Raw genomic sequence first — 21682 nt, 5'->3', positions numbered from 1 at the left:
AAATCGCCTGAGAAGGCTTATTGTTATTTATGAAGAAGAATTTGAACATCGTAGTGTTTATTCTCGCACTACTCAACACGTTAGAGTCGTTAAGTATAGACCTTTATCTTCCCGCTTTCCCAAGTATGGCGAAGATTTTTAATACCGATATCGGACACATTCAGGTATCCATTTCTGTGTTTTTTGCCGGATTTGCTTTCGGGCAGCTGTTATGGGGACCTTTATCAGACAAAAAAGGAAGAAAACCCATGTTGTATTGCGGACTTTTGCTTTTTATCATAGGAGCTACAGCTATCTACTTTACCTCCGATATTTATGTATTATGGGGCATGCGTTTCCTACAGGCATTCGGAGGAAGTGCCGGAATTGTTATCGGAAGGGCAATTATTATTGATCTCTATGATAAGCATAAGGCTGTCACTATCTTTTCACAGCAGTCGCAGATCAGTGGTATTGCCCCGATTGTAGCTCCGTTACTGGGAAGTGTATTCCTTAAATTCTGGGGATGGAACAGTTCTTTTGCCTTTTTATGCATCATGGGGCTGATTACCTTTTTCATGGTCTACAAGTATGTGCCGGAAACCAATACCAGAATTCATCTTTCCGATGATGAGATGTTGAATGAAAAAGGACTAAAAGATCAGCTGAAAATGATCATTTCCAACAGAGACTTTATCAACAGCACCCTGGTAGGAAGTATTGCCTTTGCTTCTTTGATTATTTATATCTCCAATGCACCGTTTTTATTCATGGAGATCCATGGATTTTCGAGTGGTACATTTAGCTTTATATTTGCTTTTAACTCACTGGCATTGATAACAGCCGCTTATATTACGCCTAAACTGATCAAAAGAATAAGCAATTCAACACTTTTATTTGCTGCTACAATTGTTTTATTGGTGGTATGTACCCTTCATATTCTGATTGCAGCTGAAAATCTTTCTGTAGCCTTAGAAATTGCTATGTTGTATCTGTCATTACTGGCTATTGGTATTTTGTTTCCTATTACATCAGCTCATGCTTTGTCTCCATTCAAAGAAGGCAGAGGAACAGCTGCGGCACTGCTTGGTTTTATGCAGTTGATGGTAACTTTCTTACTATCAGGTTTGATAGGATTCTTAGAAGCAGATTCTATCATTCCTATGGTGGTAACACGTTCAGCAATGGCATTGATTGCAGTGTGGTTCGGATACCGGATTTTTAAAACTCAAAAAAGAGAAAGCTTAAACACCAGTTCTAATCCGGAAATTGATCCTGTTATTTAATCCGGTTGTCATACAATCCGGGCACTTAATCAAGTAATTTTTGTAAAAAATAGTCAAAGGGTTCTCTTTGCATAAAATTTAAATATGAAAAGAACCCTTTCGACAGCTTTATGCTGTATATTGCCATTAGGATATGGGGTAAGTGCACAGTCTGGGCTTTCCGCAGAGCTTAAAACCGAATATATTCCTGCATCCAATTACATCCGTCCGGAAGATAGTACAAAGACCAGTTCTAAAAGTGATTTTAAAAGAGTCGATCTGAATCTAAGTATTCCGTTATCTGTAAAAAAAGATACTGACGGGAAGGTAAGGTCGTGGTCTATGCTATTAAGTGGCTCTTATGCAAAGATGACGCATAAAAATTACGAAACTCAGTTGTTTCCTGATCAGATGCTGAATGCACAGGCCGGAATACAGCATATGAGACCTTTAGGTAAAAAGTGGAGTATGATGATGACGGCATCGGTAGGAGTATATACCGACCTTGAGAAAATAGATTTCGATGATGTACTTGGACAGGGTGGAATTTTATTTATCAGACATTTTAATCCTAACCTTTCGTTGGGAGCCGGTCCGGTGCTTACTACTGCTTTTGGTGTTCCTATGATTTTGCCCTGGATTTATTTCGATTGGAAAACAAACGGAAAAGTTAAGTTTAAGATCAATTTCCCGGAAGGGATGGAAGCCGGATATCTTTTTTCAGATAAATTTACTTTAAAGGCTGTTGTAGAACTGAATGGAATGACTGCCGAAAGAAATATAAACGGAAAATCGATGTTGCTAGGATATCAGCAGATCACTGCAGGACTCAGACCGGAATTAAAAATTAACGACCGGCTTACTTTGCGCCTCACCGGCGGAACTGCCATATTGAGGAGCTTCAGCGAAAATGACCGCAAAATCAGCAGTATTTTCAGAGACAAGAAGATAGCAGATCCCAGATTTTCAAGCACATTTTATGCAGCATTATCACTACGCTGGAATCTTCCATAAAAAATACCGGAAGCCTGGAGTTATTAAATTCCCTGCTTCCTGCTTTTTCTTCTATTTACTGATTAATTTCTTATAAACAACCTGATTAAGCAGTTCTTCCTTTCGGGTACGGGATATCGGAAGCTCAATTTTATTAATGAAAAGACGTCCTCCCGAAATCATATCAATATGGGTAATATTGATGAGGTAGGATTTATGAATCCTGAAAAAATGATCTGAAGGAAGGGATTCTTCAATAGCTTTCATAGTCTGATGAATAATCAGTGATTTATCTTTAAAATGAAGCTTGGTGTAGTTTTGCATACTTTCAATGTAGAGAATGTCTACCCAAGAAATTTTAATGAAAGTATCAGATTGCCTTACATACAGAAAAGGATCATCAAGCGAAGTATTTTTTTTCAGCTTTTCACTGATGATAAATTGCTGCTGAGCCTTATTTACCGCCTGATAAAACCGGTTGAAGGCAATGGGTTTTAACAGATAATCTACCACCTGAAGACGAAATCCTTCCAGCGCATATTCAGAATAAGCAGTAGTGAGAATACATAAAGGAGGATTCTCAAGCTGTTCCAGAAATTCAAGGCCCGTAAGATAAGGCATGTTGATATCCAGGAAGAGAAGGTCTATTTCACTCTCCTTTACCTTTGCGTCGGCTTCCAATGCTGTTGCACACGTTCCTTCAACCGATACAAAATCAATCTGACCGGCCAGTTCTTTAAGATGGAATCTAGCGAGAGGCTCATCATCAATAATAAGGCATTTCATTTTAGGAATATTAGAGCTCATAACTGTCAGATAGTGTTAGTGTTAATGTTATTCTAAAGATGTGATTATCGGATTCGATATTCAGATCATGGGCGTCCGGATATTGTAATTTCAACCGTTTTTTTACATTTTGAAGACCAATTCCACCCGTTCCGTCTTTCTTTTTATAGGTTGCCATATCCGAATAGGAATTTTCGACATAAAAATAAAGACTGTTATTCTTTTCTTTGCAGGAGATTTTCACATAACCTTTATGTCCTGGTAGCCTGCAAACGTATTTAAATGCATTTTCTATGAAAGGAACCAAAAGTAAAGGAGCAATAGAAGCTTTTCTGTTATTGATCTGCCATTGGGCTTTTACGTCCAGCTCATTTCCCCACCTCAGTTTTTCTACCTCAACAAGGTTTTGGAGATACTCAATCTCTTTATCCAAAGGTACCAGTGGCTGATTGCAATGGTACAGCTGATACCGGAGAATATCCGAAAATTTCATAAGCAAAAAATCAGCAAGCTGGGTGTCCGTTTTCATCAGAATATGAATATGATTCAGGATATTAAATACCACATGAGGATTGATCTGGTCCTGTAAAAGCTTGAGCTGGTTTTCCAGATGCGCCTGCTGAAGGAGAATATGATCCCGCTCTATTCTTCCGTGTTCATTATAAAATTTTACACCACACGCTGCTCCGTTGATAAGAAATGAGGCAGGCAGAGACATATAAAACCCCTTCCACAAAAAAGGTAGCTGATCTGTGAAGTTTTCAGGAAGCTGATCTTTGGGCTCCACTTCAAGATACGTGAATATAACGGAGAAAACCAAACTAAGCATGAAAATAACCATTACCAGCTGTACCAGGAACAGTTTCATTTTCTTTTCCCGAAGTGCTTTCGGAAGAAGCTTATTGGTTAAAAAGTGAGTAAATGTAAACGAAAATGCCGCAATGATCGCAGCCTGGGTCATCGCAAGATAACTTTCTGTTGTACTCTGGAAATTAAACCACAATACAATCGCTAATACAAGCCAGAAAATAAAAGTGAATATATATTCTTTTACAATAAAAGATTTTGTCATGGAATTGGAAATAGGTTGATAAAAAAATTAGAAACTGCAGGGAAAACAGTTTCTAATGGTAAAGATAATTTAAGTTTCTTAGAACAGGAAATAACCTATCCCAAGGGAAAAACTGTGGGGTTTGGACTTAAACTCTTTACTGATGCTCGTAAGACCCGTCTCATATCTCAGATCTACCGTGAAGTTCTTATAATCTAATCCTACACCTCCTGTAACGCCAATATTGGATTTGTCAAACTTTTTAAACCCTTCCTGAATGGCCTGAGAGGCAGATACTTTATTGTTGAAAGCATAGCTGTAAACACCTCCGGCAAATACTCTCACATTAAAGTCATCTGCTTTAATCAGTTTATATCCTACTACCACAGGAATATCAATAGCGTTCCATGAAAGTTTTGAAGAGCTTCCGTCTTGGGATTGGTATGATGTTTTTCTTTTGTTGAACAGAGCTTCTCCCTGCACATACAGTTTTCCGATATCCATTCTTGTCATTACACCTGCCTGATAACCGAATCCGTATTTCCCTTCTAAAGAAGATTCCGTGGAGGTTTTTGTAAAGTTTACCCCTCCCTTTACCCCAATGTGAAAAGCCGGAGTCTGTTGTGCTTTAGTTTCCATGCTGCAAAAAATGCATAATAGCAATGCAGTTAAAGCGAAAAATTGCTGCTTCATAATTTAATTATTGTTAAAAATCTGATGCAAAACAACAACTATGGCGGATGAAATTAAATTTTATTTGATGAATGGCAGAGATGCTTTGATAAGGATCTTTTTTAAGGTGAAAAATAAAACCGGAAGCAGAAATACTTCCGGTTTTTATTAGTTCATTTTAATAAGGCTGTTCCTCACAAATAGAAGGAGGAGTACATCCACCTCCGCCAGGATTTCCACCGCCACCTACTGCAATGCATTGTCCCGGATTTCCGTCTTCATACATTTCACAAGCGTATCCCCATGCGCATTGACAGTCGTCCTGACAATTGTAAGAGTTGCCTCCCATATGACAGCCATCTATGCCGCTGCCCAGAATTGCAGATAAGTCTTTTCTCAAAAGTTTTTTCATTGTTTTCATGATAATTGGTATTAAATGTTATTGTTTACAATTGTACATCCTTGTAAATATAATAAAATTGTCTTAATGTGTTGTAAATGAATTTTATGTGGAGCTTTTATGTAAAGAAAAGCCACTCTGAAAGTGGCTTTTTATGATGAATAAGAAAAGTAGTATTTAGAAATTAAATTCCTTCTGGTACAGCACACGTTCTTTTTGGAAAAGAGGAATGGTTCCTTCATATCGTAAAGGAGCAATTCCAAAGCCGTAGAACATATCCGCCTGGATTTTACCTTTTACTGTAATCACTCCTTTTCTTGCAGGAACAAGAGTTAATCCTAAAGATGAAAGGGCAGAGGCTCTTCCTTTCAACCCTGAGTTAGCAATAGGAATGGTAAGGAACATTAATCCTACAGCTCCTTTTGCTTCTAAACCACCTTCAGCAGATAAATTTCCCTCTGCAAGAGTAATAGCAGGTTCTGATTTCTTTTGAAGATTAATGTTAATCTCCGGAGTTTTGCTTACTAAAAAGTTAGCATTTCCTTCAAGATCCAAAAGCTTTGCCTGTACTTTTCCTGTAGCCTGTACTCCCAGAAAAGGTCCGGCAGATAGGGTAGGGCTTAAGATCAGTCCTGTAGGTCCCAAAACAATAGGAACGATAGGAATATTTAGATAGTCTGTAGTACTTGCGGTGTAGCCCAGGCTTCCTACAATAGTTGCCGTACTCTGAAGTCTGATATCATCCATGATGAGGTTAACATAGAAGTTAGACAAATGTCCCCATGAGAATGTGATATTATAATCAATCTTTGGTGTAAATCCTCCTTGTACATTTACACTGGATGTTCCAGCTGAAGTTAGAGGAAAGGAATACGTTTTATTAAAATTATAACGGTTGAAAGTAATTAATTTCTGATTTTGAAGGTTTTTAGCTTCAATAGAATGTATTCTTTGATTGATCTGCTCAGAAACCATCCCTTCTACAGGAATATAATTCACCATTCTTCCATCAATATTGACGGGAGCTTTACCGGATGGATCATACACACCGCTCAGGGTTCCGCTGTAGATAAATTCTTCAAGCTTCGCACTGGAAGTCTGTACTGTAAATTGGTTGTTCAATTTTGAGACAGAACTTACTTTTGAAAGAATGGTGTTCACTTGATCTCCTTCTATTTTAGTCCCTACAATAACTGTTCCCACGGAGATGCTATCCGTTTGCGGTGTCATACGGCTAAATGTAATTTCTCCTTCATTGTGAGTTGAAATGGCATTTACTGATTCATCATTCAGAATAATAACATTCTTCTGTAAAGTCAGATTTCCCAAAGTCTTCATAGGGGTAGACTCTGCAGGTTTTTCAACAGGAGCATCCGCCGGATCATCCTGAGAACAAGACGTTAAAAGAAACAAACAGAAAAAAGAAAATAGAAAGGAAAAGTAAAAATTTCTGTTGATTTTAAAGTGGTTGGATTTCATTTTCATATAAAGTGATTTTAAGGTTTAATCAAAATTAAGTGAATTATTTAAAACTTACAAAAGAATTGTGTTAAATTAATATCAACAACATAATGATCTTTGATTATGTTTTTATTATATGAAAAATAAAAACCCGCTATCATCATAGCGGGTTCTATATATTATTTTTTAAAGGACATTGTTAAAGGAACGGAAACATTTGAAGAGACCGGTTTCCCTTTGTCTTCTGCAGGTTTCCACTTGCCCTTATCTTTAATCCGGTAGAAAGCGGCTTCAATGAATGCGTTTACATCTTCATTGTTTCCTTTTACCTTGGGATCAAGAGCATTCCCTTTGGAATCTACAACAAAACTTATCGTTGCCTTGTAGGTTTCCGAAGAAAAGTTAAGAAAATCAAGATTTACAGCTTCATATAAAAGTTTTTGAAAAGCGGTTTTTCCTTTATCGTATTCTGCTTCCTTACTCACTTTTGTTTTTACAGGAGGATCTGCGTTGATCATTTTCTGATCCTCAAGAGAAGCTTTATCCAAAGCGGTCTTGTAAGCTGTTATTTTATCCTCTGTCAAAAGCCATTCTTTCTTGGTTCTTAAATCATTAGGCTTAGGATATTTATTATACAGAGCCGTTTTCTTTCTTTCATAGCGTGAGTCTGCCCTCTGAAATTCAGAAACCTGGGCACTGCTGAAAATAAAAGTGAAAATGAATGCTGATGCTAAGACCTTTTTCATGATTATTAAGCTTTTACAATATTAATAATGACTTCAGTTGCTTTTTCCATGCTCTCCAAAGCTACATATTCGTAGGGTCCGTGGAAGTTGATTCCTCCTGCAAAGATATTCGGGCAGGGAAGTCCCATATAAGAAAGCTGAGCACCGTCTGTACCTCCTCTGATCGCTTTGATCTTAGGTTCTATACCTGCTTCAGTCATTGCTTTTGCAGCGAGGTCTACAATGTGCATTTTACCTTCAAACTGCTGTTTCATGTTTCTGTACTGCTCTTTAATCTCTACTTCAGCAGTTCCTTCTCCATGTTTTTGATTGAATTCAGCTACTTTTTCTTCCATGAATTTCTTTCTGGCTTCAAATTTATCTGCATCATGATCACGGATAATATATTGAAGTTTAGCCTCTGAAATATCAGCCGTAATATCCATTAAGTGATAGAACCCGTCAAAGCCTTTTGTTGTGGCAGGTGTTTCATTAGCAGGAAGCATTTGAGCAAATTCAGCCGCTAATAGAGCAGCATTGATCATTTTTCCGTAAGCATAACCGGGGTGAACACTTAATCCGTGGATTTTCACCACGGCTCCGGCCGCGTTAAAGTTCTCATATTCAAGTTCTCCAACTTCTCCGCCATCCATTGTATAAGCCCATTCTGCACCAAATTTAGCAACATCAAACTTATGAGCTCCTCTTCCGATTTCTTCGTCAGGAGTAAAGCCAATAGCAATTCTTCCATGTTTGATTTCCGGATGCGCGATAAGATATTCAGCAGCTGTTACAATCTCTGCACAGCCTGCTTTATCATCAGCACCAAGAAGCGTATTTCCGTCAGTAGTAATTAATGTCTGACCAACATATTTTTTTAAGCTTTCAAATCTTGAAGGAGATAGTGTGAATCCTGTTGCCTGGTTCAAAATAAGATCGTTTCCATCATAGTTTTCCCAAACCTGAGGTTTTACATTTTCTCCGCTGAAATCAGGTGAAGTATCATAATGTGAAATAAATCCGATGGTAGGTCTGTCATCATTTTCAAGGTTAGAAGGAACATAGCCCATAATATAACCATTGCTGTCTATAGAAACATCTTCCAGACCGATGGTCTTAAGTTCTTCAGTAATATAGTTGGCAATATCCCACTGACGTTCAGTAGAAGGTGTAGTTTCACTTTCTGCATCACTGGTTGAATATATTTTTACATAGCTAAGAAAACGGTTCAGTAATTTTTCTTTCCACAAAGGGTTGAATTCTATTGTACTCATCAGATATCATAAATTTTAACAAAGTTAGCAAATTTGATGCTGAGAATACGTTATTTGCGATTTAATATCAATTATTGAAATTATGAATCAGATATAAATCTTTGAAAATCAAAATAGTGTTAGCTTTGTATATATAGTGTACCAAGTAGTTTAGTTTTATTATATTTGAGAAAATCAAAAAGTAAAAATGTTTCTTACCGAATGTCCTAGAGATGCAATGCAGGGATGGGGAGAATTTATCCCTACCGATAAAAAAATAGATTATATCAACTCCTTGATGGATGTTGGCTTTGATGTATTGGACTGCCTGAGTTTTGTTTCTCCTAAAGCGATTCCGCAGATGGCTGACTCTGATGAGGTGGCAAAAAATATCGACAAATCACGTTCCAAGACCAAAGTTTCTGCTATTATTGGTAATTACAGAGGAGCCGAAAAAGCATTAAAACACGAGTCAGTAGATATTCTGGGCTTTCCGTTCTCTATTTCTGAAACTTTTCAGCACAGAAATACGAATAAAAGTCAGGAAGAAGCTTTCGATGAAATCATTAAAATGCTTGAGCTGGTAAAAAGTGAAGGGAAACAGCTTAATATCTATTTCTCGATGGCTTTTGGAAATCCATATGGCGAAATGTGGAAGTGGGAGGATGTTGACCAATGGGCACAAAAGTTTTCGGACATCGGAGTAAAAGATATTTTATTATCAGATACTACCGGAGTGGCAACTCCTGAAACGATTGCTCTTTTGTTTGAAAAAATACCTTCAAAATATCCTGAAATTAATTTCGGGGGACACTTTCATAACCGTTATGAAGATTCTTATTCAAAATTAAAAGCGGCTTACGATCAAGGCTGCCGAAGATTTGATAGTGCCATCAAAGGAATCGGAGGATGTCCAATGGCTAAAGATGATCTTGTGGGAAATATGCCTACAGAACAGGTGATCAATTTTATGAGTGTGGAAAAAGCTGAACATAAGCTGAACCTTCTGAACTTTGAAAGTTCTTATAACAAGGCGAAGGATATTTTTCATTTTTAAGAAGAATAAATTTCTCGCAGATTCTGCAGATCCCACAGATAGAAAAGAAGATCTGCTTAATCAGCAGAATCTGCGAGAAAACTATCAATAGGAGCGGGCTTTAGCCCGCTTTACTATATTAAAATACATATGGCTTTAGCCAAAACATAATTAAATTAACCCAAAAATCAACAAAATGACTCCAATAATTTCGTCATCTGAACTCAAAAATATCCCTGCTGAAAATCTTATTATTCTTGATGCTAGAACCGGAAAAGATGTAAAGCAAAATTATCTTGAAAAACATATTCGCGGAGCAAGATTCATTGATCTGGATAAAGATCTGGCTGAAATAGGAGAAAATGCAGCTTTTGGAGGCAGACATCCGCTTCCGTCGGTAGAAAAGTTTGCTGAAACGCTTTCTGATCTGGGGATATCAGAAGAGGCCCATATTGTTGTCTATGACGACAAAAGTGCTTCCAATGCAGCAGCAAGAGCATGGTGGATGCTGAGATCTTTCGGGTTGGAAAAAGTTCAGGTTCTTGATGGCGGAATGCAGGCAGCGGAAAAAGCAGGATTAGAATTTTCTTCCGGGGAAGAGAAATTTGATAAAGCAGCTTTAATTAAAAAAAATCACTGGAGTCTTCCGGTTTCGAGTCTGGAAGTGGTTGAAAATGAATTAACAAACGATTCTTCTACAGTTATTGATGTAAGAGATGCTTATCGTTATAAAGGAGAATCTGAGCCTATTGATTTGGTCGCGGGGCATATTCCGGGAGCGATTAATATTCCTTTTTCTGAAAACCTTGATGAAAGCGGAAATTTTCTGAGCCCGGAAATCTTAAAAGAAAAATACAGCCAATTCTTAAAAGATAAACCTGAACACCTTATTATTCATTGTGGATCAGGTGTTACAGCTTGTCATACAATTTTAGCCCTGGATTATGCAGGATTTCCCATTCCGGATCTGTATGTAGGTTCATGGAGTGAATGGAGCAGGAGAGAAGGCAAGGAAATCGCAAAAGATATTTAAAAATAAAAACCCCGAAAATACTTCTTCGGGGTTTTATATTTGTTAAGAGTGATTAAAGCATTCCCAGCTCAAACTTCGCCTCTTCGCTCATCATATCCTTATTCCAGCTCGGTTCGAAAGTAAGCTCTAAATCTACACTGTTTACATGCTCTACTTCAGCCACTTTATCTTTTACTTCCTGAGGAAGTGTTTCTGCAACCGGACAGTTGGGAGTAGTAAGTGTCATGATAATTTTTACGTCAGCATCATCGGAGATCTGGACATCGTAAATCAGCCCTAATTCGTAAATATCTACCGGAATTTCAGGGTCATATACGGTTTTTAATACACCAATGATTTCCTCACCAATGTCAGCAATTTGATCGTCTGTAAATTTCATTTTTTAATCTAGATTGATATTCCTTTTCAACAAATCTTCCTGACGCATGCGCCGGAAAATATTTGCCAAAGTTAAGACATCTTTTTCACAATAGTCAACAATTCTCTGCAAGTCTTTTTCTATGTAGTAAATTGATGAAACCATTGAGCCGTCAATATCATCTTTCGGAGTAGGAATACCAAAGACATGCGCCAGTAGTTCCAGCGATACAAAACTCTTATAGTCTCCGAATTTCCAAAGCTCCATTGTATCTATGTGGGGAACCTCCCATGGTTTTTTTCCAAACATCTGGAACGGTGCCGGTGGCTGCATTCCATTGATTAGATATCTTCTGGCAATCCAAGGAAAATCAAATTCTTTTCCGTTATGTGCACAGAGAATCACATTGTAAAGCCTTGGACTGTTGAAGATTTCTCCAAATTCCTGAAGCATTTTCTTTTCATCATGTCCGGAAAAGCTTTTTATTTTTAACGTTTCATTCTTTTCGACCATTCCGATGGTGATGCAGATGATTTTTCCAAATTCGGCCATAATACCGGCTCTGTCATAAAATTCTTCTGCGGAGATATCGTCTTTTCTCTGAAATTTGGTTTTTTTATCCCAAAGATATTGCTCGGTTTCAGATAATTCGTCCCATGATCCTGCCTGTGGAACAGTCTCAATGTCAAGGAATAAAACTCTTTCTAAGGGTATGTTCTGTATCATATGTGTTTTGTTGGGTATCTATCCTACCTGCATTCCATTTTTTGTTGGCAATGAAGGAGCCAAAAGTGTAACATCTTTTTTGTCCTCTCCATATAAGCCTAACACAAGACATTCGCTGAAGAAATTGGCAATCTGCTTTTTAGGGAAATTGACAACCGCTAAAATTTGTTTTCCTACAAGTTCTTCTTTTTTATAAAGAGAGGTAATTTGAGCAGATGATTTTCTGATTCCCAGGTCTCCAAAATCTATTTCCAGCTGATACGATGGATTTCTTGCTTTTTCAAAATCATTCACAGAAATTATCGTTCCGCATCTGATGTCTATTTTTTCAAAATCTGCCCAGGTGATCTCTGGTTTTACTGTCATGGTAATTCGTTTATTAAATGTTCTACTTCTGTTTTCTGTTCTGCATACTTTTGCTGCAATACTGAGCCTTCACCCATTCTTTTGTAGTATTCCAATGCTTTTCCTCCAAAGAATTTTTTATGAAAATCCGAAACTTCCGGGATCTGCGGGAAAACTTTGTGAAAAAGCATTTCATAATACGCCTGAAATTCCCTTTCATTTTTGTCTTCAATAACTTGTCCGGGTGCTTTTTGTCTTACATGAAGCATTTCGTGGGCAACCATATTCAGAACAAGGTTCAGGTCAAAATCAAATAAATTTCGTGGGATCATTACGGTTTGGGGTCCTCCCAGGTCTCCTTCTGCCGTAAGAAGCATTGAAGTAGGAGATAGCTCTTCCCTGAAACCAAATCCAGCAAAGTTCTCATGTTCCAAGTCAAAAGAGTGGATCAGATATTTTGCTGCATCCAGAATCTGGTTGTGTTCTTTGTAAGCCTCAAGGTGTAAGTTGATCTGCTCGAAATTCATCTGAAGTATGTTTTAAACAAATGTATTAAAATATTGAGAATACTAAAGTTTTTACTTGAAAGGATTAATATAAAATAATCTTTTTATACGTCAAGTTCTGTCGCTTCTGGGGGTGACCTTTGCTTCAAGAAAAAACACAATATGAAACTTGACTTAAAAATTCCAGGTGGACATCTTTCGCCGGAAACCACCTAAAAAAATAAGGCTAAAACCTGAAGACAATCTACTAAAAAGAGCTTCAGATCTTAACCTATTTTAAGACAAACACAAATTTTCAAAAACATGAGTGATATAAAAAATTAGTAAATGATTTAGTATATAAAGGAGTTAAGGAACTTTGGTTCGATCCTAAGAATTATGAAACCAAAGAAGCGAGCAACAATTATTTTTATTCTCCTTTCTCTTCAGGCTATGTTGGTGATATTGATATTCCGTTCAAAGTAAGACTGCCTTTAAGTTTGAAAGAGAAAGAATTGAAAATTACTGCAGTACTCGGTTCTGAAACAGGTTATATTACGATACAGCCAGGAAAAGAAATCAACTATGATATAAGAATAGATACTCAAGGTGAAGAAATTGAATATATATTAACATACCATTACACACAAAGTCTTACAAAGAAAACGGATGTTGCTTTAGTTCTCAAAACTTATAATGTCTTTGATTTTATTAATCTCTTAAAATATATTAATATAAAACCAGCGAATGAAACGTTTATCAATGATGAATTCCGGAAGGGTTTTTCAAGAGTGGAATCAAGTGATAGTAAACTTAGCTGGCTTTATGAAAATGCATATCCATCTGCTATAAAGGATAGGAAAGATGAGCAGCTTTGGAATGATTTGTTAAGACTTTCCCGATATGATGGAGAAAAATGGTTTGTAGATACAGGCTCTGCAATTATGAATATTGCCCAAAACTTCAGTGATATAAAATGGATTATTGATAAACTTAAAGCTAATCAGGAGACTTTGCTGGAGGTTTATAATACAATAAGTGATTATGAAACCAAATCTGCTTTTGCAACTATTGTCAATGCATTCATCATATTGGAAGGGAATAATCTTCATAAACCCGTTTTTTTGAAAGGTAGTTTATATAGTCTTGATAAGTTTACACCTACGGCAGAGAATAAACTTTTTAGAATTACAAGCCAAAAATTAGTTTCCACAAGGGTCATAGCTTCTAATATGGGGGCTGTTACCTCGCAAAACTTTGTAACTGTAGAAGATGCAAACCTCAACCCCTGTGATTTGGTGATCATTGAAGATACTGATATAAAAACGTCTTTAATAAAGCCTGTAAAAACAGCACCCAATGCCGCTATTATGCTTTATTATATGGCAGATCATGCAAATCATGAGGAATTAGTAAAAATGGTCCGTATTACATTAGATGTGGCGGCTGTTTTGGCAGCAGCCTATTCAGGAGGAACCTCTTCCGTATTAATAAGATTTACAGAAGCTGGATTAGCTCTTACGAATATTATGATGATGGATGAAGGGATACGTAAATTCCTATCGGAAAACGGAGCAGAATGGTTTGTGGAAAATTGGGATACTATTTACCTGATGGCGGGTTTAGGCTTTTTAAGTAAAGTAATAATTAACGGCATTCTTACTAAAGGTCCAGCCTTATTAGAGTCTTTAAGAAATGCAAAGAATATTCCCAGAAATTGGGTTCTCTTTAAAAGAGATTTAGAAAAGCTTATTAAAGAACTGGAAGCCTATGAAGCAAGACAGGCCGCTATTGTTACTAATGAAATAGATGAAGTAGTAATAAAAGGAGACAGATATGCATTATGGAGAAAGATTCTTAATCTTTCCTCTTCTCAGGAAAAGTATCTTGAGCAGGTAGTAAGAGAACTCCAGTTTAAAGGAATTTCACTGAAAAAAATTGCTGAGGAATCATATGAAGTATTTTATAATGGGGAAAAACTAAAAGTAGGTTCCAGCCAATCTTTGGGAAAATTATTACAGAAACTGTATTTTGTTTCTTCAAAAAACTTTGAAAGAGTTTTATATAGCTATTTTATTTCTGTAGAAGAAAGCATTGTTTTTATTGATGATGTGGCAAAAGAACTCTCAAAAAATGGATTGGGAGGTTATACCCGGTACATACAAAACCTGCAGAGAGATGAATTACTTATTGTAAAAACAGGAAATACTACAGAAACAGGTTATACAGTACTTTATAAAGGCGAAGAAATAGCGGCTGAAGTTTCAAAATCTTCAAAGGAAGCCTTTAAAAGGCTCATCGATAAAACCAAAAATATCTGGAATAATAAGGGAGATATCCTTGCAGACCAAATTAAAAAGCTGCTTTTAATAGTAAAGAAAAGCAAAACTATGGTCAACACATCTGCCAGAATAGGTGAGAAGGGCACAACTGAAACGATACAATGGGGAACCGTAAAAATGAAGCTGCATCCAAAGTTTGATGAGATGATGCAGTTTTTAAAAGAAAGAAATATTAAAATAATAGAAATTGCAGATATTACGAAAGATGTGGGATATACTGAAAAGTTTGTATTTACCCGACAGCTGGAATTGGTGAGAATAGATAAAATTATAGAATGGCATCCCGAAATGCGTTTCCTTGATCTTGAACATGAGATTGACCATATTATACAGCTAGAGAGAAACTTGCAAGGAAAATATGCGACAACAACGGAAATTATTAGAAGACCAGGCGTAGAAGTTCCACAAGATATGCCAAAATTAGGATATTTAATAAGCGTTGAACGAAACTTTTTGGAATATGAAGTCCGTGTAAAAGAAGTGCTCAGACTAAAAGCAAGCGGAGCACCAAAAGAACTTATAAAAGAACATTTGGAAGGGTTAAAAGATGCTTATAAAACTTTTGAAGATTCCAAACCAAAATATATTGGTGATAAATTAAAATATAATGAATGGCAAAAAAAACATTTTCCTGATTTTAATGAGTTTGATTTTAATAACTTTATTTACTAAATTTTAAAACATGAATGGAAATGAATTTTACAACTACAAATTGATAGTAATGTTTGGAAATAATTTCGGAAAAGGACTTTATTCTAAAAATATGATGCTGATTAGATTTTATGAGAGAGACTCTATTATTTTTATTCCTTCTTATGATACCAGTAAATACCCTTTTCCACCTTTGAACGAAGAGATGGATTACGTGGGCCCGAAAATAGAAGACAGAGGAACAAAGAGAAGGATAAATGCTTTTACCGAAGCACCTGTTATATTTTTTGAAGACAATGAAAGAGCCGGAAAAAATTTCAACCTTGATTTTGAATATGATCTAGATAACTTAGATGGTAGAATTTCACATATCAAAAAGCGCCATGTTCTTTACTGTGTAAATTCGCAAACATACAAATGGCTGTATCAGACTTTAAGAAAAGATTTTTACAGTCATCCGCCTGGATATCGTCATAATAGGGAAAACTCGATTCATAATAAAGCTTTACAGTTTATAGAAGAAAAATTGGTATTACTAAAAGATGAGTTACCGGATAGATTTAGGGATAAAATTTTTAGAAAAGAAGAATAAATTATAGAGGGCATTTTTATGCTCTCTTTTTATGTCGGAAAAGCATAAATCTGAGTTTATCTACTAAATTTTAAAACATGAATGAAAATAAATTTTACAATTATAAAATGGTAGTATTGTTTGGGAATAATTTCGGAAAAGGGCTTTATTCTAAAAATATGATAATGATTAGATTTTATGAAAGGGACTCTATTATTTTTATCCCTTCTTATGATACCAGTAAATACCCTTTTCCTCCTTTAAATGAGGAGATGAATTATATTGGTCCCAAAATAGAAGACAGAGGAACAAAGAGAAGGATAAAAGCTTTTACGGAAGCGCCTGTTATATTTTTTGAAGACAATGAAAGAGCTGGGAAGCATTTTAAGCTTGAATTTGAATATGATAAAGAGGGTTTCAGTGGAAAAATATATCACAATAAATATTTTCACATAATTTTTGTGTAGATTCAGAAATGTACAAAAGATTATATCAGACTTTAAGAAAAGATTTTTTTGAGTATCCTAGTGGGCATCGTTTTAATAGGGAAAACTCTATTCATAATGAAGCTTTACAGTTTATAGAAGAAAAATTGATATCATTTAAAAATGAGTTACCTGAAGAGTTTAGCAATAGGGTTTTTAGGAAAGATGAAAAATATGAGTGAACACGGATTTTATAATTATAAGTTAATAGCAATGTTTGGGAACAATTTAGGGAAACCTTATTCTAAAAATATGGTATTGATTCAATTTTACGAAAGAGATTCTATTTTGTTAATCCCTCATTATAATACGACTAAATATCCTTTTCCACCCTTAAATGAAGAAATGGACTATATTGGTCCAAAAATAGATGATCGAGGAACGAAGAGAAGGATAAAAGCTTTTACAGAAGCATCTGTTATATTTTTTGAAGATAATGAAAGAACCGGAAAAAACTTTAACCTTGATTTTGAATATGATCTTGATGATTTAGGCGGTAAAAGTTCTCATGTCAAAAAGCGTCATGTAGTTTATTGTGTAGATTCTCAAACATACAAATGGCTGTATAAGACTTTAAGAAAAGATTTTTACAGTCATCCGCCTGGATATCGTCATAATAGAGAGAATTCAATTCATAATAAGGCTTTACAGTTTATAGAAGAAAAATTGATATCATTTAAAAATGAATTACCAGAAGAGTTTAAAAACAGAGTGTTTAGAAAAGAAGAATAAATTATAGAGGGCATTTATATGCTCTCTTTTTGTGTCAAAAAAGATAAAATGTAAGTTGAAATTTGTTTCTGTTAAAAAGAGAGGATAGAATATATGAGTAATCTCAAATTTTTTACTGATGTTATCTTCAGCAAGTAATAATATGCAACATACATTTCAAGCCACCAATTGGGTGGTTTTTTTATTGTTGAAAAAAATATTAAAATATTTTTATACGACGAGTTCTGTCGCTTCTGGGGGTGATCTTTGCTTCAAGAAAAAACACAGAATATGAAACTTGACTTAAAAATTCCAGGTGGACATCTTTTGCCGGAAACCACCTAAAAAAATAAGGCTAAAACCTGAAGACAATCTACTAAAAAGAGCTTCAGATCTCAACCTTTATAAAAACCAAAACAAAATTAAAAAATGGAAGCAATTAATCAAAATAATAGCTCACAAACTTTATTCAGATTTGCGACGATGCGCAGCGCAGAATTGTCTGATCCAAAGAATAGGGAGAAAAGATTTATTTTCAGAAACTATCTAAGACAAAAGGGAGTAATTGATCCACGAGTAGAAGCTGGGGAATCTTTGAAAAACGTCTGTGAAAAGATCACAGGGTTAACCATAGAAACAGAAGCATCATTAAAAGCTAAAAGTGTACAATTTTATGAATTGTCAGTTTGGGTTGCAAAGAATAAAGCAAAAGCAACCAAAGAGGAGTTTGATGCTAAAATCAAAACTTATAAAGAGACTCCAAAACCTATCGTTGAAATTGACTCTAACATTTGGGATAATCTTATTTATCAGGTGGTCACTCAAAAAGATTTTTACGCAAAGGAAACTTTAATGCAATTTTTACATCTGGATCATATTCTTTCCAATTATGATGGAACTACTCAAACGCAGTATGAAGATGTTATTAAAGCCAAAGTTGTTCTTCCTAAGGAGCTTTTTAGTGCTAAGACTGCTTCTTCAAATACAGCTGTTTCAAGAGAGGGGAGTATGCAAAGTTATCCTTTGAGTGATAGTGCCTTGAAGTTTGCAGAAGCTACAGTTAACTTAAAAGGAAATAAGGAGCTTAAAAGAACTTTAGAACAGCTTGAGAAGAATTATAAAAAAGAATACGGAGCGGCTTATGATTTTGCCTACAAACAATATCAAGAAGAGGTAAGACCTGAGCAGTCCAGATATGATGCTCTTGTCAAAGAACAGGAATATCAGAAGGAAATTTTCCTGGCAGCAGATAATCGTGAAGGACTATCAAGTTTAAAATATATTCCGGTTCCGGAAGTAAAGACTTTTACATTTAATTTTCGTCCTGAAATTCAGGCAGATGATCTGCAAAGAAAATTAAGCCAAGAAAATAACGAATCTTTACAACGAATTTTTGGGACATCAAACTCATTAAATGATGTTTCAACCTTTACAGAGCTTTTTCAGACCATTGAACAAAACAGCCAGCAGCTGCAGCAAACGATATTAAATAATACAAATCTTACTCCACAGGTTTCTACAACAGTAGGAGGTGTTGTTATTCCTGTAACGCAATCTGTAAATACTCAGGAGATTCCTTTTTTTGCAAGAACAATGAGTGGTAATATGGGATTGGGGGATCATACCATGATTCTAACAACTGATATCAATGCTCCTAAGCACATTGTAAGTGGAAATTACAATATAAAGTCATATGATGATCAACTTTTAGCAGGTGGAACCCTGGCTTATACATTTGATGCTCCCAACGTAACATCTTTATTCAATACTCCGGAAAAAATTCCCGCTGCTGTTATAGATAAAAATGAAGTTTTGCTATTGGAAGGAGAAGTTATTCTTAATGATGGACTTGCCTATACGATGAAAGCGAAGTTATTGTGGACGGCAAATAGAATGTACAGATTTGAAGGACCAGGAACATTTACATTAAAAAATAAAAGTACCGGAGGTGATGGAGGGGCAAGTAACTGTCTGCCTGTTTTGTTAAGAACCAGATCTTTTCAGAACTATTCGGACAGATGGTTGCTAAGTATGACACCTAAAGAGACTACATCGTTATTTTCATCAGCTTCAGGAATAATCAAAATATTGGATAATAATGGGAATGTAGTTCAAACCTCAAATCAATTACAAGTTGCCGGTGGGGGAGATTACTTATCCCTGTTTAGCGATGGTGTTTTTCCTCAATTACAAATTACAGATGCTATAAAGAATGGCTGCCAGCTTGAAGCAGAGCTTACCCTTGATGACGGAAAAGTATATACCTGTAAAATTCCGATGACAATATATACTGCAGGAGGAATAGATTCAGTAACAAAAACCTATAATCTGACAGGTGAAGGAAGTATTTGTCTGAAAATTAAAGATACTCCGACAACACCTGAGGATGATCAGACATTCATCCCGTCAGGCTTTGGAATGAAAAATATTGGGATTGCAGATTATCGAAAGGTAGAGCAAAGCACTTACTGTTATGTAGAAGGAGATGTTTCACATATTGAAAACGTCATGGCAAGGGAGTATAGAGAAAAATCTTCGCGAAGATTAAAAAGAAGTGAATCCCAAACTACCAAATCTACGGAATCTGAAAAAGAGAAATTGACGGATACTACTTCTACGGAAAGAAATGAGATGCAAAGCGAAATTTCTAAAGTACTTCAGGAATCTAAGGATTTTGCAGCGCAGGCAGGATTTAATGCATCATGGGGAGCGGGAGCAAAGTATATGCTAAATACTGCTGCCAACTATGCTACTCATAGTTCCAAAGAGGAAAGTAACAGACAGGCCGTTACCGAGGCTAAAGATGTTACCGCCAGAGCCCTGGAAAGGATTGTCACCAAAGTGAAAGAAGAACGAATTGATAAAATCCTTGAGGAATATGAGGAAAACAACAAACATGGTTTTGATAACACCAAAGGCAGCAACCATGTCGTAGGGGTATATCGCTGGGTGGATAAAGTAGTCAAAAACCAGATCTTTAACTATGGAAAGAGAATGATGTTTGAGTTTATGATTCCGGAACCTGCCAAATTACATTCACTAGGAATGAAGGTAAGTAATGTTGTTGAAAATCAATTGGTAAAGCCTATTGATCCGAGAGAATCTGCCGGGATGCAGATCAAAGATTGGAGTGCTCTGGCAGATTCCACAAAACTAAAATATTGGCTGGGTTATTACAATGTTGAAGTTGATGAAAGACTGGAACCAGTTGTGTATGTAGGAAAATCCATTGATTACTCATCCACGGAATCAAAACAAGCGTCTTCAAAATCTGACCTTATTGCGATCCCGGAACATTATATCACTGAATCTTATGTTGTTAAAAGCAGTAATTCTTTCCCTGGTTACAATGGTTGGGGAAGTGGGGCCAGCTTATTAGTAGGAGGAGATAGTTCGTCTAATGCATTTTTGAAATTCGTTAGAGAGGTTCCTATCACTATTGCAACAACAAATGCCCATTATTTCCACGCAACGGTTAATATCAAATGTGTGTTGCAGGAAGAATATAAAAATGGCTGGCTGCAGAAAGCATTCAATAAAATTATTGAAGCCTATAAAATTGAATTGAGCAAATATGAAGCTGCTTTGGCAGATGCAAAAGCTGTAGGAGCTCAGATCAAAGGATCTAATCCAGGATTCTACAGAAAAATTGAAAATACCATTTTAAGAAGAAACTGTATTTCCTATATGCTGAATCAGAATCCTGATGCATTACTCACTTTCGGTAAAAAAAGATATTATACCAATGATAATGCTTCTACAGAAACTTTTCAGAATACAGACATTAAGGTGGATGAAAAACTGGATCAATATGCTGCATTTATCAAATTTATGGAGCAGGCGTTTGAATGGGAAATCATGAGTTATTATTTCTACCCCTATTATTGGGGTGAAAGAAAATCATGGGCAGATTTATATCAGTTTGATGATAATGATCCTACGTTCAGAGCATTTATGCAGTCAGGTATGGCAAGAGTTATTGTTACGGTAAGACCAGGATTTGAAGAAGCAGTGAGACATTTCCTGGCTACAGGACAAATCTGGAACGGAGGTGAAGTCCCTGTTATTGATGATCCTTTATTCTTATCCATTGTGGATGAATTACGCTCACCAAAAGCGACAAAAGAAGGAGAGCCGTGGAGAGAGAAAATTCCGACTTCCCTTACCATTCTTCAGGCAGGATCTATTGGACTGAAAGTTGAAAAAGCTTTGCCTTGCAACTGTGAGCCGGGAGTGAAGTTTGATGATGAATTGGGAGAAATCTGCGGAACCAATTTTGAACCCAATGACAATCTTCTTGGAGTGGAATCGCTGGAAGGACAGAAAGTGATTTTGGGAGACTGGAAATAACATA

Annotated in this window: 20 protein-coding genes; 9 read left to right on the top strand and 11 right to left on the bottom strand. The window is 36.1% G+C overall.

The annotated features are described in order from the left end of the window. Positions 1–29: 29 nt before the first annotated feature. On the top strand, positions 30–1265 hold the full coding sequence (locus KBP46_RS14660) for a multidrug effflux MFS transporter (protein ID WP_216443566.1): 1236 nt from the start codon (positions 30–32) through the stop codon (positions 1263–1265). An 84-nt stretch (positions 1266–1349) separates the two neighbouring features. Beyond that, a complete protein-coding gene (locus KBP46_RS14655) occupies positions 1350–2258 on the top strand; it encodes a DUF6268 family outer membrane beta-barrel protein (RefSeq protein ID WP_062672958.1) in 909 nt (302 codons plus the stop codon). 51 nt (positions 2259–2309) lie between these two features. On the opposite strand, the gene KBP46_RS14650 is transcribed toward KBP46_RS14655, so the two are convergent. From KBP46_RS14650 to pepT, 7 genes are all read right to left on the bottom strand, one after another. Next, positions 2310–3044, bottom strand: a complete 735-nt coding sequence (locus KBP46_RS14650; RefSeq protein ID WP_120232368.1) for a LytTR family DNA-binding domain-containing protein — start codon at positions 3042–3044, stop codon at positions 2310–2312. After that, the gene (locus KBP46_RS14645) at positions 3034–4095 is read right to left on the bottom strand and encodes a sensor histidine kinase (protein WP_123278689.1); all 1062 of its coding nucleotides are present in this window, start codon (positions 4093–4095) and stop codon (positions 3034–3036) included. Before KBP46_RS14645 ends, KBP46_RS14650 begins: the two co-directional genes overlap by 11 nt. Positions 4096–4173: 78 nt before the next feature. Beyond that, positions 4174–4767, bottom strand: a complete 594-nt coding sequence (locus KBP46_RS14640) for a porin family protein (RefSeq protein ID WP_123278688.1) — start codon at positions 4765–4767, stop codon at positions 4174–4176. Positions 4768–4924: 157 nt separating this feature from the next. Next, the gene (locus tag KBP46_RS14635; RefSeq protein ID WP_047426682.1) at positions 4925–5167 is read right to left on the bottom strand and encodes a hypothetical protein; all 243 of its coding nucleotides are present in this window, start codon (positions 5165–5167) and stop codon (positions 4925–4927) included. A 156-nt stretch (positions 5168–5323) separates the two neighbouring features. Beyond that, entirely contained in the window at positions 5324–6631 is a 1308-nt protein-coding gene (locus KBP46_RS14630; RefSeq protein WP_216443565.1) for a hypothetical protein, read from the bottom strand. Between the two features lie 155 nt (positions 6632–6786). Then, entirely contained in the window at positions 6787–7353 is a 567-nt protein-coding gene (locus tag KBP46_RS14625) for a hypothetical protein (RefSeq protein WP_062672969.1), read from the bottom strand. A 5-nt stretch (positions 7354–7358) separates the two neighbouring features. Continuing rightward, positions 7359–8606, bottom strand: a complete 1248-nt coding sequence (gene pepT / locus KBP46_RS14620; protein WP_216443564.1) for a peptidase T — start codon at positions 8604–8606, stop codon at positions 7359–7361. A gap of 187 nt (positions 8607–8793) precedes the next feature. On the opposite strand from pepT, the gene KBP46_RS14615 reads away from it, so the two are divergent. Further along, positions 8794–9642, top strand: a complete 849-nt coding sequence (locus KBP46_RS14615) for a hydroxymethylglutaryl-CoA lyase (protein WP_062672973.1) — start codon at positions 8794–8796, stop codon at positions 9640–9642. 175 nt (positions 9643–9817) lie between these two features. Then, positions 9818–10654, top strand: a complete 837-nt coding sequence (locus tag KBP46_RS14610; protein WP_216443563.1) for a sulfurtransferase — start codon at positions 9818–9820, stop codon at positions 10652–10654. A gap of 52 nt (positions 10655–10706) precedes the next feature. On the opposite strand, the gene KBP46_RS14605 is transcribed toward KBP46_RS14610, so the two are convergent. The 4 genes from KBP46_RS14605 to KBP46_RS14590 are packed head-to-tail and all read right to left on the bottom strand — an operon-like array spanning position 10707 to position 12610. Then, complete coding sequence (locus tag KBP46_RS14605) at positions 10707–11033, bottom strand: SUF system Fe-S cluster assembly protein (protein WP_047422116.1); 327 nt, start codon at positions 11031–11033, stop codon at positions 10707–10709. Positions 11034–11036: 3 nt separating this feature from the next. Beyond that, entirely contained in the window at positions 11037–11738 is a 702-nt protein-coding gene (locus KBP46_RS14600; RefSeq protein WP_123278685.1) for a 3'-5' exonuclease, read from the bottom strand. A gap of 18 nt (positions 11739–11756) precedes the next feature. Then, on the bottom strand, positions 11757–12104 hold the full coding sequence (locus tag KBP46_RS14595; protein ID WP_123278684.1) for a tRNA-binding protein: 348 nt from the start codon (positions 12102–12104) through the stop codon (positions 11757–11759). After that, on the bottom strand, positions 12101–12610 hold the full coding sequence (locus tag KBP46_RS14590; RefSeq protein ID WP_123278683.1) for a hypothetical protein: 510 nt from the start codon (positions 12608–12610) through the stop codon (positions 12101–12103). Before KBP46_RS14590 ends, KBP46_RS14595 begins: the two co-directional genes overlap by 4 nt. Before the next feature lie 473 nt (positions 12611–13083). On the opposite strand from KBP46_RS14590, the gene KBP46_RS14585 reads away from it, so the two are divergent. From KBP46_RS14585 to KBP46_RS14565, 5 genes are all read left to right on the top strand, one after another. After that, complete coding sequence (locus KBP46_RS14585) at positions 13084–15582, top strand: hypothetical protein (protein ID WP_216443562.1); 2499 nt, start codon at positions 13084–13086, stop codon at positions 15580–15582. Between the two features lie 10 nt (positions 15583–15592). Beyond that, entirely contained in the window at positions 15593–16153 is a 561-nt protein-coding gene (locus KBP46_RS14580; RefSeq protein ID WP_216443561.1) for a hypothetical protein, read from the top strand. A 77-nt stretch (positions 16154–16230) separates the two neighbouring features. Continuing rightward, positions 16231–16599 carry a hypothetical protein gene (locus KBP46_RS14575; protein ID WP_216443560.1) on the top strand — a complete coding sequence of 123 codons (369 nt, stop codon included), beginning with the start codon at positions 16231–16233 and terminating at the stop codon, positions 16597–16599. Between the two features lie 141 nt (positions 16600–16740). Beyond that, positions 16741–17349, top strand: coding sequence for a hypothetical protein (locus KBP46_RS14570; RefSeq protein WP_216443559.1), 609 nt, complete (start codon positions 16741–16743; stop codon positions 17347–17349). 408 nt (positions 17350–17757) lie between these two features. Beyond that, positions 17758–21678 carry a hypothetical protein gene (locus KBP46_RS14565; protein WP_216443558.1) on the top strand — a complete coding sequence of 1307 codons (3921 nt, stop codon included), beginning with the start codon at positions 17758–17760 and terminating at the stop codon, positions 21676–21678. Positions 21679–21682 lie beyond the last annotated feature (4 nt).

The sequence above is a fragment of the Chryseobacterium sp. PCH239 genome, assembly GCF_018924625.1.
In the GTDB taxonomy this organism is placed as follows: Bacteria; Bacteroidota; Bacteroidia; order Flavobacteriales; family Weeksellaceae; genus Chryseobacterium; species Chryseobacterium cucumeris.
The sequence above is the reverse complement of the archived record's forward strand: the minus strand, read 5'-3'. Positions and strand labels throughout refer to the sequence as shown.

Bases quoted from the DNA above. Each gene is read 5' to 3' on its own strand.
- KBP46_RS14635 (WP_047426682.1), bottom strand. From the start codon at position 5,167: ATGAAAACAATGAAAAAACTTTTGAGAAAAGACTTATCTGCAATTCTG.
- KBP46_RS14570 (WP_216443559.1), top strand. From the start codon at position 16,741: ATGAGTTACCTGAAGAGTTTAGCAATAGGGTTTTTAGGAAAGATGAAA.
- KBP46_RS14615 (WP_062672973.1), top strand. From the start codon at position 8,794: ATGTTTCTTACCGAATGTCCTAGAGATGCAATGCAGGGATGGGGAGAA.
- KBP46_RS14640 (WP_123278688.1), bottom strand. From the start codon at position 4,767: ATGAAGCAGCAATTTTTCGCTTTAACTGCATTGCTATTATGCATTTTT.
- KBP46_RS14660 (WP_216443566.1), top strand. From the start codon at position 30: ATGAAGAAGAATTTGAACATCGTAGTGTTTATTCTCGCACTACTCAAC.
- KBP46_RS14595 (WP_123278684.1), bottom strand. From the start codon at position 12,104: ATGACAGTAAAACCAGAGATCACCTGGGCAGATTTTGAAAAAATAGAC.
- KBP46_RS14645 (WP_123278689.1), bottom strand. From the start codon at position 4,095: ATGACAAAATCTTTTATTGTAAAAGAATATATATTCACTTTTATTTTC.
- KBP46_RS14650 (WP_120232368.1), bottom strand. From the start codon at position 3,044: ATGAGCTCTAATATTCCTAAAATGAAATGCCTTATTATTGATGATGAG.
- pepT (WP_216443564.1), bottom strand. From the start codon at position 8,606: ATGAGTACAATAGAATTCAACCCTTTGTGGAAAGAAAAATTACTGAAC.
- KBP46_RS14610 (WP_216443563.1), top strand. From the start codon at position 9,818: ATGACTCCAATAATTTCGTCATCTGAACTCAAAAATATCCCTGCTGAA.
- KBP46_RS14630 (WP_216443565.1), bottom strand. From the start codon at position 6,631: ATGAAAATGAAATCCAACCACTTTAAAATCAACAGAAATTTTTACTTT.
- KBP46_RS14590 (WP_123278683.1), bottom strand. From the start codon at position 12,610: ATGAATTTCGAGCAGATCAACTTACACCTTGAGGCTTACAAAGAACAC.
- KBP46_RS14580 (WP_216443561.1), top strand. From the start codon at position 15,593: ATGAATGGAAATGAATTTTACAACTACAAATTGATAGTAATGTTTGGA.
- KBP46_RS14600 (WP_123278685.1), bottom strand. From the start codon at position 11,738: ATGATACAGAACATACCCTTAGAAAGAGTTTTATTCCTTGACATTGAG.
- KBP46_RS14605 (WP_047422116.1), bottom strand. From the start codon at position 11,033: ATGAAATTTACAGACGATCAAATTGCTGACATTGGTGAGGAAATCATT.
- KBP46_RS14625 (WP_062672969.1), bottom strand. From the start codon at position 7,353: ATGAAAAAGGTCTTAGCATCAGCATTCATTTTCACTTTTATTTTCAGC.
- KBP46_RS14565 (WP_216443558.1), top strand. From the start codon at position 17,758: ATGGAAGCAATTAATCAAAATAATAGCTCACAAACTTTATTCAGATTT.
- KBP46_RS14575 (WP_216443560.1), top strand. From the start codon at position 16,231: ATGAATGAAAATAAATTTTACAATTATAAAATGGTAGTATTGTTTGGG.
- KBP46_RS14655 (WP_062672958.1), top strand. From the start codon at position 1,350: ATGAAAAGAACCCTTTCGACAGCTTTATGCTGTATATTGCCATTAGGA.